The organism is Paenibacillus sp. JNUCC-31, assembly GCF_014844075.1.
Classification (GTDB): domain Bacteria; phylum Bacillota; class Bacilli; order Paenibacillales; family Paenibacillaceae; genus Paenibacillus.
On sequence record NZ_CP062165.1, the window covers coordinates 4,176,319 to 4,190,134 of the forward strand.

Sequence of the window (13,816 nt, forward strand, 5' to 3'; positions counted from 1 at the left end):
TTCTGCGCCCCCCTCCTGCTACAATAGAATACGTGTTCGGAGAGTTACGGATAATGCGACGGAATGGAGATCTTTTACAATGCATTTTCAAAAAGGGGTTTTCAGTACCAAGAAGATGGGATGAAGGTAGAAATGGAGTAGCGGAGCGTAGGGAAAACTACGTGAGCAACTACAATGTTTCCGAAGGAAACATCCTTCGTAAGCATATGCTTATTCGGCTGAATTCCATGTTCGAAGCTGATGATGCCATTAGGCATCCTTCGTAATCAAAAGCGGACTTTTGAACAACCTCTTACAGTATGAAAGATTAAGCGGGTGAAGCGTTAATGATATATGGCATTGGTAACGATGTGCTGGAGATAGGACGGATGCGCAAGCTGTTGTCCGGTCGCCATGCGGAAGCATTTATGAATCGGATTTTAACATCTGCAGAGCGGGAGATTGCCAATCATCGGGGGAAGCGGATGACAGAGTTTGTATCCGGTCGATTTGCAGCAAAAGAAGCGGTGTCCAAGGCATTTGGCTGCGGCATCGGGAGCAAGATGAGTTTTACCGACATTGAGGTGCTGCCTGATGAGAAAGGGCGCCCCGTTGCCACACTGTCCGCTCAGGCATGGGAACGACTTCAGTTGCCTTACGGCAAACAATATGACATTCATCTGAGTATTACGCATCAGACAGAATTGGCTGCGGCCTTTGCTATTGTGGAGCAGATGGAGAAGTCGTTGCCCGGGCTGGAATAGTAACAATGAGGGAATGAAAAGTGGGAATAACGTTAGCACGGTAACAGGAGAGGACGAAATATGGGTTTAATGGAACAGAAACGACATTTCAGCGTCCATTTGCTGGATTGGTATATGGTTAACAGACGGGATTTGCCGTGGCGTCGCCACAACAATCCGTATTTTACATGGGTATCGGAAATTATGCTTCAACAGACTCGGGTGGATACGGTGATCCCGTATTTCAATCGGTTTATCGGTAATTTCCCGACCGTACAGGCGCTGGCTGAAGCACCGGAAGAAGAGGTCTTGAAAAATTGGGAGGGACTCGGCTATTATTCCCGTGCCCGTAATCTCCAGGCAGCTGCCAGACAAGTGATGGAACTGCACGGAGGAGAGATGCCGCAGGACAAGCAATCCGTCTTTGCGTTAAAAGGCGTCGGCCCGTATACAGCCGGGGCCATTCTCAGCATTGCCTACAACCAGCCGCAGCCAGCGGTGGATGGCAATGTCATGCGGGTACTGTCCCGCTACTTCCTCATTGATGAGGACATTATGAAGGGCAGCACCCGGGTGTTGATGGAAGAGCTCGCAGGAGAGCTCATTCCGGAAGGGCGGGCGCGTGATTTCAATCAGGCGCTGATGGAACTTGGTGCGCTGGTGTGCACACCCAAAGCGCCGCACTGCCTGACTTGCCCGGTCATGGAGCAATGTTCCGGCCGCATCGCCGGACGGGAGCTCACACTGCCGGTCAAGACCAAGGCGAAGCCGCCGCGTCCTGAGCAGCGGCTGGTCGCCATTGTGGAGGGCCGCGGCGCTCATCGCGGCCAAGTGCTTGTGCGCCAGCGCCCAGCAACGGGCCTATTGGCCCGCATGTGGGAGCTGCCGCATGTGCTGGCGGCGCCCGCCGCAGCCGGCAAGGCGGCGGGGCCGCTGGCAGATGAGCCGGCCATGGCTTTGCTGGCCGGCAGTCTATGGGCGGAAGGCTTCGCTGCCCGCCCGGAAGGGCTGGCTACCCATGCGGAGCATGTGTTCAGCCATATTGTCTGGGGCCTGCAGGTGTACAAGTGCACCGAGCAGGACCAGAATGGCGAGCTTCCGCTGATCGCCGCGGAAGCCAGAGCCGCCTACGACGCACAGGCGGCCGCCAAGGACAACTCCTCCTCAGCTTCAGCTGCATTTGAGTCGGCAGCGAATCACTCGGAGCAGCTCAGTACAAAAGCACTCCAAATTGCGAACTTACTGGACGATCCGAGTCTGCGAACTGAATCACCACAGGCAGATAACGCAAGCGCGCAGCTCATGCTGACAGGGAAGGGCGATGGCCTGACCTATCGTTGGATCGGACCGGAAGATATGGACAAGATGGCCTTCCCGAACATCTTTCTGAAGCTGATCAGCAGTTATTTTGCAGGGGCTTATGATCAAGCGAACGAATAGGGCTAAACTTAACTTTTAACTCCTCACGAAAAGTGAAGAACGCATCTTATGGATGTCAGACTACGTTCATACGCATGCAAGAGGCTGTTCCCAAACAAGGTTGTTGGAAGGGGTAGCCTGCTAACGAATCCTAAAGATCTTATTAAGCGAATAAATTTGAAATATAAATTTTAAAGAACCTGAGTGGCGTTATTTAAGCTGAAACGACTAAAAAGGCGTACCTGAGTCAACACATGGGATAATAACGTCTCTGTGATTCGTTAGATTTTCCATGCAATGGAATACGAAGCAATAGCGTGTCCCCAGTTCGTTAGTAGAAACGCTCATGAGGGTTCCGGTTTTCTACCGAAATAAAGAAACATACGTATTTCTTATGTATTGCCTAACTAAAAAGAGCCTGATCCGGTCGCAATGACCGAATCAGGCTCTTCTATTATGCTAACAGTCTTATTTCGCTGCAGCGTAACGTTTGTTTACTTCGTCCCAGTTGATTACATTCCAGAAAGCACCGATGTAGTCAGGGCGTTTGTTTTGATATTTCAGGTAGTAAGCATGCTCCCATACGTCCAGACCCAGAACTGGAGTCAGACCTTCGAAGAGAGGGCTATCTTGGTTAGGTGTGCTAGTGATGGACAATTTGCCATCTTTGCCAACTACGAGCCAAGCCCAGCCGGAACCAAAACGAGTTGTAGCTGCTTTTGCAAAGTCTTCTTTGAATTTGTCAAAGCCACCCAGTTCGCTATCGATTGCTGCTGCGATGTCGCCAGTAGGAGCGCCGCCGCCGTTAGGTCCGATGATTTCCCAGAACAGGCTGTGGTTCGCATGTCCGCCACCATTGTTGCGAACGGCTGTGCGGATACCTTCAGGTACGCTGTCCAGGTTAGCGATCAGATCTTCCAGGCTTTTTCCTTGCAGTTCAGGAGCGCTTTCCAGAGCTGCGTTCAAGTTCGTTACGTAAGTATTGTGATGGCGATCGTGGTGGATTTCCATCGTTTGTGCATCAATATGTGGTTCCAGTGCGTCGTTAGCGTAAGGAAGTGCTGGTAATTGAAAAGTCATAGTGAAATACCTCCTGAGATTTTTGGATTTTGTTAAGGTCAGCATTTTGCATAATTCAATTCGAATCGCTTCCGGGACAAGTTTTAGACGAATAGGTTCACTTCGATCTATATCTTGCTGAATGAAAGTCGCTCATAGGATTTATGCAAATTGCCCAGGTACCTATGTAATAATACCCTTGTCACTAATATTAAACCGCATCCGGGCTAATTAAGCAACATTTTTGTTTATTAAGTCCCCCCAAATGTTAATCCATTCATGGGTTAGAGATAACAAACATATTTTACCCATTATGAAACTATTTATGTGATTTTCGGGGTTTAAATAGAGAAAAAGTTTAATATTCGGATGTAAACGATTACAATTAAGCGCTTTCAAAAGAAAATGCGTGTTTTATGGCGTAAAGTATGGTTTAATTGACGAAGAAGCGGTATTTTCTCGTTTTTTGTCATTATATGAACATTGGGTTTTTGGTAAAAAGGGGAGCCCCTTTTTGTAAAACCTCATCTAAGCTAACGAAAAGGGAGATTTAAGACATGCACGTTCGTTCCTTTCAGTTGAGTGATGCAAGCCAGATGACGGAGCTTCTCCAGGTTGCACTATCGGAAGAGTGTTATGAGAACACGATGGGCCCGTTTGCCCGTCAATTGTCATGGGATTCTGACCTGATCATGGTTGCAGAAGAAGAGGGAGACCTCGTCGGCGCTTTGATCGGTACGATTGATCACAACCAGGGATGCATCTACCGTATTGCGGTCCATCCAGACTATCGTCGCCGCGGAGTCGGCAAAAAACTTGTCGAGACCATGGAACAACGGTTCCAGCAGCGTAAAGTCAGTCAAATATGGGTGGCAGGTGATGAGCACAACAAAGTAGCCATGCCTCTGTATGAAGCAATGGGTTATGGTGCCAATCAGATTATGAGTGCTTTCCAGAAACTTAGTATCTTGTCCAAAGCTTAGTTTGTATGGTTAAAAAGAAAAAAAACAGATTTTGATTTCATATTAGGCGTATCTCTTCAGCGTGTAACAACGTGAGGGATACGCCTTTCTATTTATATGTGCGCTATTCACCGATTATTCCTGTTTTCGCATCGCATCTTCTGCCGGATATTGGTGCTCATAACCAATTGTTTCACACTTCCAAATGAAGTAGACTTAAAGAGAGTATGATGCATCGAATTAGACGATAACTGAACGTATATACCTATAGAGCACCGAATTATTGTTATTGGATGAGCAACGTCTTTATGTGTGGACAACGTGCTGAGAGTCCGGAAATAGACGTTTTTAACAAAATTGATAAACGAGGTGTCCCTGTGAATTCCAACAACTTTTCTACGGAGCATATGGCTCCAGAGGAACGAAACGGGTCGGCAATGCCTGATCAGCCGGAAAAATCCTGGGCTGCAGAGCTGTGGGATTGGGTGAAAACGATTGTGATTGCTTTTGTAATCATGATGCTTCTCAATCTGTTTGTATTCAATCTCTCGATGGTCAAAGGGCAATCGATGCAGCCAACGCTGGTCGAGCGGGACCGTTTATTTGTGAATAAAATTGTATATGATTTTGGGACACCATCCCGTTCGGATGTCATCGTACTTCGTGATCCAAGCGAAGGCGTCGAGAAGAAGGATTTTCTGGTCAAACGGGTTGTCGGACTTCCCGGAGATACGATTGAAGTACGGGATCATCATTTGTACGTGAATGGCGAGCAGCAAGCGGAAACGTATACGGATACGGAGGTTCAGGACCCTGATTTTGGACCGGTTACGCTGGAAGCAGACCATTACTTCGTGATGGGGGATAACCGTCATGAAGGCAAGAGCAAGGATAGCCGTGTGTTTGGAAGTATTACATCCAGTGAAATTGTAGGCCGGGCAGAGTTTATCTTTTGGCCGTTCTCGGAGATCAGAAAACTGTAAAATGTTAGCAGGACAACAACTTCACAACGCATTTTGCGTAAATTATATAGACTCGGTTTCATATTCAAATACGTTATGCAAGATTTGCATATCGAAATCAGCGCCTGTCCTCCCCCGTGAGGCGGGCGTTCCCTGTTTACGGAATACGAGCTGGAAGAAGCGAGGGAAGAGACATGACAAGCGTACAGACCGGGGCAGCACAGGCAGCCGCTGTATGGGAGAAGTTAAAACAGGAGATTAAGGCTGCTGCCCCAGGACTGGGCATTGATGATATTGGATTTGCTTCGGCAGAACCGTTTGTGACATTGAAATCCATACTGGAACAGCATCGGGCTAAAGGCTATGAGTCCGGATTTGAGGAGCCTGATATTGAGAAAAGGGTACGTCCTGAACTGAAAGATGGCGAGCCCGCTTCGCTCATTGCCATTGCCGTGGCTTATCCGTCGAAGATGGTCAATCCGCCGAAGTCGGAGCCAGGCGCATATCGCGGTATTCTGGCCCGTTCCGCCTGGGGGCAGGATTATCATCAGGTCCTGCGGGCAGCAATGGACAAGCTGGTTCATTTTATACGTGAGCGCGTACCTGAAGCCATGATCGAAAGTATGGTAGACACCGGGGCGTTGGTAGATCGTGCAGTCTCTCAGCGTGCAGGGATTGGTTTCAGCGCCAAGAACTGTGCCATTATATCGCCCAAATTCGGTTCATGGATCTTTCTCGGTGAACTGGTCACGAATATTCCGTTTCAGCCGGATACACCGGTGACGGAGGATTGTGGTGAATGTACGAAGTGTATTGATGCCTGTCCAACAGGAGCATTGGTGGGACCTGGACAGCTGAATGCACAGCGCTGTATTTCATTTGTGACCCAGACGAAAGGGTTCGTGGATGAAGAGTTTATGCTGAAAATTGGTAACCGTCTGTACGGTTGCGATACTTGTCAGATCGTCTGTCCGAAGAATCGTGGCAAGAACTGGGATCATCATCCCGAGTTTCATCCCGATCCGGAGATTGTGAAGCCTTTGCTGTTACCGCTGCTGGACATTGGCAACCGTGAATTCAAAGAGCGTTTCGGCCAAAGCTCCGCCGCCTGGCGGGGCAAGAAGCCGATTCAGCGCAACGCCGTGATTGCCCTGGGCAATTTCAAAGACAAAACCGCTGTACCGAAACTAACCGAGGTACTGAAGCGAGATCCGCGTCCTGAGCTGCGGGGAACCGCAGCCTGGGCGCTGAGCAGAATTGGAGGAGAAGACGCAATGAGAGCGATTGGGGAAGCTGCCGCTAACGAACAAGATGGGAACGTGCTAAGCATGCTGCAGAAGGCCAAGGAACGACTGAGTGCGTCCATGACCTTACCCGATAAGACGAAGGCAAAGCAAGTAAGCCATGTTAAGCTTGAGGAACAGAAGGAGCAGAAGGAACAAAACAAGCAGAACAACCCGTTGGACATGCAACTGTCGATTCAGAAAACGGAAGATGCACCCGAACAGGAAAGCGGGCAAACTACAAAGTCAGCCAAACCGGAAGCGGCAGCATGGAAACCTTCGGCCGTAACGGGCCTGCATGGTACGCCGGTCTATTACGATGAGGTGCTGACACCAATTGGTACGCTTACGCTCTGTGCTACGGATAAAGGCCTGTGTCACATCGATTTTGGGGCTTTCCACGTGCGTGAAGCGCATCTGCAACAATGGGCCCGTACCTGGATTGGCGAGTATCGATATGAGAGAAATGAAGAGAAGCTTAGTGAAGCTGCAAAGCAGGTACAAGCGTATTTTGCTGGAGAACGAAAAGGGTTTGATCTGAAGCTCGATTTGTTTGGAACACCGTTTCAGCTACAGGTATGGCAAGTCCTGTCCGATATATCTTATGGAGAGGCCTCATCACACCAACAGGTTGCGGAAGTCATCGGGAGACCCAAAGCGGTTCGTGCCGTTCTGGATGCGATTAGCAAAAATCCGATTCCGATCATTATTCCCTGTCACCGCATCAGCGGCAAGGACGGAACCCTGGTGGGTTATGTAGGCGGTCTGCAAACCAAAGAGCAATTGCTCACATTGGAGCAGCAATCGTAAGAGCGGGGGACGTTCATGAAGTATGTTAACGTGGAGAGCGTGGAAGCGGGGGAGCTTCTGGGCAAAACAGTATATTCCGGTAACGGTACAGTATTGCTGTCTGCCGGAGTCCAACTCACCGTATTTATGGTTAATACGCTGAAGCGTATTGGCGTTACCATGCTGTACATCCAGGATGAAGCGTATAAAGATGTGGATACAGAAGACATTCTGGATGAAGCCACGAAAAAGGCAGTAATTAATGAAATGAGTGTCACGCTTGACTCTATCCGTTCCGGGAAGGATTGGAGCCCGAAAAAGGTTGCAATCAGCATAGACAAACTGCTGAACGATGTCCTGAATGGACGTGAACTGCTAGTTCAGCTCACCGATATTCGGACCAAGGATAACGCACAGTATGTTCATGCCATGAATGTATGCCTGCTGTCGTCTGTCATAGGCCTGAATCTGGGGCTGAATTATGTGCAGCTTAAGGATCTCGCTATTGGAGCCTTGCTGCATGATATCGGCAAAGTGGGCGAGTCATCCGGCAGCGGTTCGGCAGCAAATTCTTCCTTGCACCACACGTGGAGGGGATTTGAGCTGATCAAATCCAAACGGGAGTTCAATCTGCTCGTGGCACATACGTCTCTGCAGCATCATGAGCATGTGGATGGCACAGGGCTGCCAAGAGGCATTAAGGGAAAAGACATTCATCTGTTTGCCAAAATCGTCAGTGCAGCTAACACGTATGATAATCTGATTAACGGTTTGTCGGGTCGCAGCATGCTGCCACACGAAGCATGTGAAGAGATGATGGCCATGTCCGGCACGAGGCTGGACCGTGATATTCTGATTGAATTTAACCGAAGTGTGTCCGTTTATCCGAATGGAACAGCTGTTCGATTGTCTACCAAAGAGACTGGAGTTATTGTACGTCAGCATCGGGGGTTGCCCGGCAGGCCGGTCATTCGGGTTGCTCGTGGCAGTACACGTTATGATCTGGATGTGATAGAAGTGGATCTGGCTCAGCAAACAACCGTTTTCATAGAATCAGTGCTTGCGTAGCTGATTCGGATCTGCCTGAGTAGTTTTAGGCACCGTTTTCTGTTCGTTTGCTGGGTGACAAATTCAGAAACCAACTGGAAAATCCGTTTGCTCAAGGCGTGCGGAAATGCTATGATAGCTTTCAGGAAATCCGGTTCGTGACATGTTTATATCTTGAGTGTTTAACATCAAGTGCTGACACGGATCATCAGGCTTTTTAGATTGCATACAGAGGTGTCTAAGAGATGGATATTGTAATACCGATTATTACATTGATCGTAGGTCTGGTCGGGGGATTTTTCATCGGGGTGTACTACTTGCGTAAACAACTCGAGAAAATGCAAAGTGATCCCGACATGCTCCAGAAGATGGCGAAGCAAATGGGTTATAACCTGAACGGCAAGCAAATGCAGCGCGCCCAGCAGATGATGAAGAACCAGCAGCCTGGCGCGAAGATGCCTCAGCCTGGGCAACATCCTGCGCGTAAAAACTCGGGCCGCCGAAAATAAAAGCTGTTTTTTGAATCGAATTATGCATAATGCTGAAGTGAATGACTGCTTACAGCATGTGGTTCGAAAGGAGGCGTTCGGCAGTGGCTGGCGTTAAAGATTATTTGAATTCAAAAGTATCCGACAATCGGGAGAAGATCGAGTACCATGTGGAACAGATCCTCAAACTGATCGGAGAAGATAGTACACGGGAAGGGCTGCTTGAAACGCCTGCACGTGTGACCCGGATGTACGAAGAGATTTTTGGCGGATATGAAGTGGACCCGCGTGATGTACTGGGAGTTACTTTTGACGAGAATCATGAAGAACTGGTCATTGTGAAGGACATTGTCTATTACAGCCAATGTGAACACCATATGGCACCTTTCTTTGGCAAGGTGCACATTGGATATGTACCGAGTGGCAAGATTGTGGGATTGAGCAAAATGGCCCGTCTGGTTGAAGCGGTTACCCGCCGCCTGCAGGTTCAGGAGCGTATTACCTCACAGATTGCCGATATTCTGACTGAAGCGGTAGAGCCGAACGGTGTCATGGTTGTTGTGGAAGGTGAGCACTTGTGCATGTGTTCCCGCGGCGTGAAGAAACCTGGCAGCAAGACGGTAACGTCGGCTGTACGTGGTTCTTTCCGTGACAATCCGGCACAGCGTGCCGAGTTCCTGTCGCTCGTGAAAGATTAAGATCGGGCTCAGTCCACTCGTTGGACAAGCCGAAGTATTGATCCGTTGGCAATGGCAGAATAGATGCTAGTGCCCATGGAAGATTTCATAAAATAAGCCGTGTTCCCTGGGGAACCGGCTTATTTATATATTACTTTTGCATGCACACCAGGTGCTACATAAGGATCACGCTATTACTTCAATTTATCCAGATTAGTTTAGTCGGAGGCTATCATTATATGAGTGTACCGTCCAATTCAGATCAACCCGGATCGCCGGGAGCAGAGCAACCAATGCCGCTTCACCCGTCCTTGCGTCTACAGATTTGGGAGACACCATTGCTGCGCCACGGAAGCAGCGTTCTTGAAGCATTTGCCTGGGAAGAAGTGATGTGCCGCCGAGTGGGGGAGGGGCAGTTACCTGTTGCTCATATTTGGCGGCATCCAGATGCCTTTGTAGCGGGGCTGCGGGATCGGAGGCTGCCACATGCCGTAGAAGCCATGGAACGCATTAGAGACATGGGAACGGCGGTCTGTGTTCGTCCATCCGGTGGTGCAGCAGTTCCGCTGAATCCAGGGGTGGTTAACGTGTCTTTAATTTTGCCCAATCCGGGCCGTGCGATCAATATTCATGATGATTTCCGGGAGATGGCTTCACTGATCGCCGAATCGCTAACACCATGGTCGAGTCAGGCACAGACGGGTGAAATCCAAGGTGCTTTCTGTCCTGGTGATTATGATGTCAGTGTGGGAGGTCTGAAATTCTGTGGAATTGCCCAGCGCAGACAGGCCAAGGCTTATATTATTACTGCTTTTATCATCGTGGAAGGACAAGGAGACCAACTGGCAGCAGACGTTCGCAAGTTCTATCAGGACGCAGCAGGCGATGCAAGCGAAGGGTATCCCGATGTCCGGCCTGGAACGATGGCGAGTCTGCAGGAACTGGCAGGTGTCCCTTCTGCTGCGGCGTATACCGCATCGCTGGTGCGCACACTGCGGCAGCGGTATCCCCTGGCAGAGACAAACCGAGTGTTGACCGTGGAGCAGGAAGCCGTAAGACTCACAGCCGAGCAGATGAAGCTGCGCTACGATTAGGTTCACAAGCTTGGACTTGGAATTGGGTAATAGAGATGATATGATGTGATTTCGAAAGGAGAGTGTCTACATGGAAACATTAAGATATACGTATTTATATGAGGTCATTTCCACAGGCGAAAAGTCTGAATTCAGCCAAATGGCAACAAGCAAGGAAGAAGCAGCTGCCCTGATCGTTGCCCGTATCGCGGATCTTGAATTTACAGGTGAAGAAGATATCAAGCTGGGCGATCTGATCGCGATTAGCAAACAGGTTGGCGACAACTATGTGGCCTGTGAGGGTTGCGCCTCTTAATGGCGTGAAGTTCATAGAATTATCCTGATACAAGCAAGTCTTCTTGGATCAAGAGGCTTGCTTTTTTTTGCGAGTTTCAATATAAGAGATACCTTTCAGTCATCCGGCTGAAAGATATCTCTTTTTTGGCATATTTCCGAATGTTTAATTCTCAGTAAGGCGGCCACAACAGCTTGCGTGCGGTCTCGTAACGTTCTGCCACAGCAGGCCAGTACACGACATTCCACCAGTTCTCAATATATTTTTTTCGTTCATTTTGGTGTTTCAGGTAATAGGCATGCTCCCATACATCGAGTGGTAAGAGTGGGACGATGTCGGATTGGGACAGGTTCTGGTGTTTCTCCGCCTGCAGAATCTCCAATCTGTGCGCCCGTGGGCTCCAGACCAGCATGGCCCAGCCACCGCCTTCCACTTTGTTGGCAGCTTCGGTGAATTGATTTTTGAACGCTTCATAGCTGCCGAAATCCCGCTTGATCTGCTCTGAGAGCATACCGGAGGGTTTGCCTCCACCCTTGGGATTCATGACCGTCCAGAAGATCGTATGCAGGTAGTGGCCTGCACCATTAAAGGCGAGTTCACGTTCCCAATGTTTGATGAGTTCGAAGTTATTCTTTTTCCGCGATTCCGCCAGTTTTTTCTCTGCGGTGTTCAGTCCGTCCACGTAGGATTGATGGTGCTTGTCATGGTGAATGCGCATCGTCATCTCATCAATATGGGGCTCAAGGGCGTTATAAGCATAGGGCAGGGGAGGGAGAGTGTGTCCACCGATGGGAACAGGCTTCTCCTTGACCGGCGCTGTCGAAGAGGTGGATGAACCCTCTGTAGTTGGAAGACCAGACTGAACAGCCGCAGATGATTGTGCCTGCTCCGATGGATGAGGGTTCAATTTTCCAACGGTAGGCGAAGGATCTTCCGTTGCTTCACGATTGGACTGCCCAGACTCGTATGGCGGGAACTTCTGTAGATTGGGTTCTGACGGGTACCCCGAGGTTTGAAGAATCTGATCCAGTGAAAAAGATGGGTCAGCCGCCAAATCCCGCATAACTCCAGGCTGCTTCAGCGTATCGAGCACCCCCAGGAAATACTCGGATTCGCGAATGAAATGCAGGAGAACCACTTTGGCGAGTGGCACAGCCTGCACGGCGGTACTTTGCTCCAGCAGGACATACAACTGTCTAATGAACTCCCGTGACTGTGAGCAGGAGGCGGCGATCAGTTGTTCGATGCAGCGGATGATGTAGGGGGCTGGAGGGTGAGTTCCTGGCAGGAGCTGCTTCAGCAGTTGATTTGCCGTTCGCTCACTATTTGCAAAGGTAGCCTCCCATTCTTCAAGCAGCTTGACATAAGAGGACTCAAGCTCAGGAACCAGTGCTCGCAAAACGATCGTATGCTCCTTCTCCTGCTCTTTCCAGAAACGGATCTCTTCGAGTACCCGCAGAGGCAGCAGATGCCCATATCCATACCAATTCATATACGGTGAACCTCCATTCAAATTGAATTCAAATTCAGACCCAACAGCAGAAATAAAATTGGCTAGCCCGGTTCGCTCCATTTTAATGTACAAGCTAGAGCTGTCTTTAATTACGTCCCAAGAGTATATTCTCCCGGCATGTTGTCCTATGTGTACATAAAAAAAAGAGCCCCTAAGGGCTCTTCAATTACCGAATCATCACGATTCTCCGCTATTGGTATTATCCACATCATCGCTGCTTGTCTTCGTCACATGACTCAGGAATGTGGAGACACGGCGCAGATATTCCTTCGGATGCTCCCGGAAGATCAGCTCATGATGCGCATCGTCCACAATCCACTCATCGGAATACGGATTGGTCTGGTTGGCAGCGAGCAGCTCCGCAATAGGGTAAGGGGCTTTCTCGTCCTCGGTACCATGGATGAAGAAGATCGGGAAAGGATAATCTTCTTTTTTCACTTCCTGATACGGAATTTGCTGCAATCCGGTTCCGTTCAGAATCGGGAACAGCAGGTTCATAATCTCCAGCGTAGGCTGACGCGGCAGATCAATCTGATTATGGATGTTGTGGTACAGTGTATCCGGCTCCAGCAGGAATGTGCTGTCCAGAATCATCGCATCCACATCTTTGGTAATAAGTCCAGTCTGGAGGGCCGTACCGGCACCCATGGAGAAGCCCCATACGACAAGTTCCTGAGCTCCGCGCTGCTTGGCAAATTGAATGGCACCAAGCAGCTGCTGGGACTCGGCTTTACCTCCTGTAGCGACGGCCTTGTTCACCTGGGAGGCGAAGCCATAATCGAACATCACCACATTAAATCCGAGCTGGTGAGCATAATGGGCCAGATCATACATCGGAACCCAGGTTTCCTCACGATTCGCACCATATCCATGGCTGAATATGATCGTTTTGTTCGCATTATTGTCAGCTGGGATATACCAGCCCTGCATCGTTCGACTGCCGTCAGCTGCCGGGAACGTGATGTCTTGATACTTCATGTTCTTGGCCTGCATGGGATTGGAGAAGACGGGCGCCACAGTTGGATTGGATAATACCCAGGCAATATACCCGTGTAGTGCAATGAAACAAAAGAGCAGAAAAAATACAACGGAGAGCAATAACGCCACGACAATATGTTTGAACCGGATCAGCCTCGGTGATAACGAAGAGGGCAGATCGGACACTTTCGTTTGCAGCGGGGCTTCGCTCTGGGATGTCTGATACATGATTGCCCCTCCTTTTAAAATCAAATGAAGATAACAACGAGACGAACAGAGCGGATAAATGATAATGATAAATGATTTTTCTGACTACTTATGAAGCAAAATCTGAATTTAATATATCTTTATCGTATGTTCCAATATAGTCAAAGTCAATTGATTGGAGGCATTTGTTACGCAATTGTTATATAGTTCTGAAGATATATGGTTAACATTTCCTAAGGGTGCAAATTGCAGGGGATTTATATTTATAAAAAGAAAATATTTACACTTCTCCCTATTCCATATTGGCGCTTTTGGTTTACAGATGAGACCGTTTCTCATATA

The 13,816-nt window shown here is 49.0% G+C and carries 13 protein-coding genes; 10 read left to right on the top strand and 3 right to left on the bottom strand.

Annotation, left to right across the window (positions count from 1 at the left end; all coding sequences use genetic code 11):
- Positions 1-326: 326 nt before the first annotated feature.
- Together acpS and mutY are read left to right on the top strand one after the other, a co-directional pair.
- Entirely contained in the window at positions 327-743 is a 417-nt protein-coding gene (acpS, locus tag JNUCC31_RS18215; protein ID WP_192263089.1) for a holo-ACP synthase, read from the top strand.
- A 60-nt stretch (positions 744-803) separates the two neighbouring features.
- Positions 804-2,162 carry an A/G-specific adenine glycosylase gene (gene mutY, locus JNUCC31_RS18220; RefSeq protein ID WP_192263091.1) on the top strand — a complete coding sequence of 453 codons (1,359 nt, stop codon included), beginning with the start codon at positions 804-806 and terminating at the stop codon, positions 2,160-2,162.
- A gap of 447 nt (positions 2,163-2,609) precedes the next feature.
- On the opposite strand, the gene JNUCC31_RS18225 is transcribed toward mutY, so the two are convergent.
- A complete protein-coding gene (locus tag JNUCC31_RS18225; protein WP_024632995.1) occupies positions 2,610-3,221 on the bottom strand; it encodes a superoxide dismutase in 612 nt (203 codons plus the stop codon).
- A gap of 536 nt (positions 3,222-3,757) precedes the next feature.
- Between JNUCC31_RS18225 and JNUCC31_RS18230 the strand changes: the two genes are divergently transcribed.
- From JNUCC31_RS18230 to JNUCC31_RS18265, 8 genes are all read left to right on the top strand, one after another.
- Positions 3,758-4,183 (top strand): GNAT family N-acetyltransferase, encoded by a 426-nt coding sequence (locus JNUCC31_RS18230; protein ID WP_192263093.1) that lies wholly within the window; start codon positions 3,758-3,760, stop codon positions 4,181-4,183.
- A 386-nt stretch (positions 4,184-4,569) separates the two neighbouring features.
- On the top strand, positions 4,570-5,145 hold the full coding sequence (gene lepB / locus JNUCC31_RS18235; protein ID WP_192273121.1) for a signal peptidase I: 576 nt from the start codon (positions 4,570-4,572) through the stop codon (positions 5,143-5,145).
- A gap of 173 nt (positions 5,146-5,318) precedes the next feature.
- A complete protein-coding gene (gene queG / locus JNUCC31_RS18240; RefSeq protein WP_192263095.1) occupies positions 5,319-7,217 on the top strand; it encodes a tRNA epoxyqueuosine(34) reductase QueG in 1,899 nt (632 codons plus the stop codon).
- 15 nt (positions 7,218-7,232) lie between these two features.
- Entirely contained in the window at positions 7,233-8,264 is a 1,032-nt protein-coding gene (locus tag JNUCC31_RS18245) for an HD domain-containing phosphohydrolase (RefSeq protein ID WP_062326241.1), read from the top strand.
- Between the two features lie 224 nt (positions 8,265-8,488).
- A complete protein-coding gene (locus JNUCC31_RS18250) occupies positions 8,489-8,752 on the top strand; it encodes a YneF family protein (protein ID WP_192263097.1) in 264 nt (87 codons plus the stop codon).
- Positions 8,753-8,835: 83 nt separating this feature from the next.
- A complete protein-coding gene (gene folE / locus JNUCC31_RS18255) occupies positions 8,836-9,429 on the top strand; it encodes a GTP cyclohydrolase I FolE (protein ID WP_024633001.1) in 594 nt (197 codons plus the stop codon).
- 272 nt (positions 9,430-9,701) lie between these two features.
- The gene (locus tag JNUCC31_RS18260) at positions 9,702-10,502 is read left to right on the top strand and encodes a lipoate--protein ligase family protein (RefSeq protein ID WP_416234448.1); all 801 of its coding nucleotides are present in this window, start codon (positions 9,702-9,704) and stop codon (positions 10,500-10,502) included.
- A gap of 70 nt (positions 10,503-10,572) precedes the next feature.
- A complete protein-coding gene (locus JNUCC31_RS18265; RefSeq protein ID WP_053779639.1) occupies positions 10,573-10,797 on the top strand; it encodes a hypothetical protein in 225 nt (74 codons plus the stop codon).
- A gap of 151 nt (positions 10,798-10,948) precedes the next feature.
- Here the strand turns inward: JNUCC31_RS18265 and JNUCC31_RS18270 are convergent, their stop codons facing one another.
- Both JNUCC31_RS18270 and JNUCC31_RS18275 read right to left on the bottom strand, forming a co-directional pair.
- The gene (locus tag JNUCC31_RS18270; protein ID WP_192263101.1) at positions 10,949-12,268 is read right to left on the bottom strand and encodes a Fe-Mn family superoxide dismutase; all 1,320 of its coding nucleotides are present in this window, start codon (positions 12,266-12,268) and stop codon (positions 10,949-10,951) included.
- Between the two features lie 198 nt (positions 12,269-12,466).
- Entirely contained in the window at positions 12,467-13,495 is a 1,029-nt protein-coding gene (locus JNUCC31_RS18275) for an alpha/beta hydrolase (protein ID WP_192263103.1), read from the bottom strand.
- Positions 13,496-13,816 lie beyond the last annotated feature (321 nt).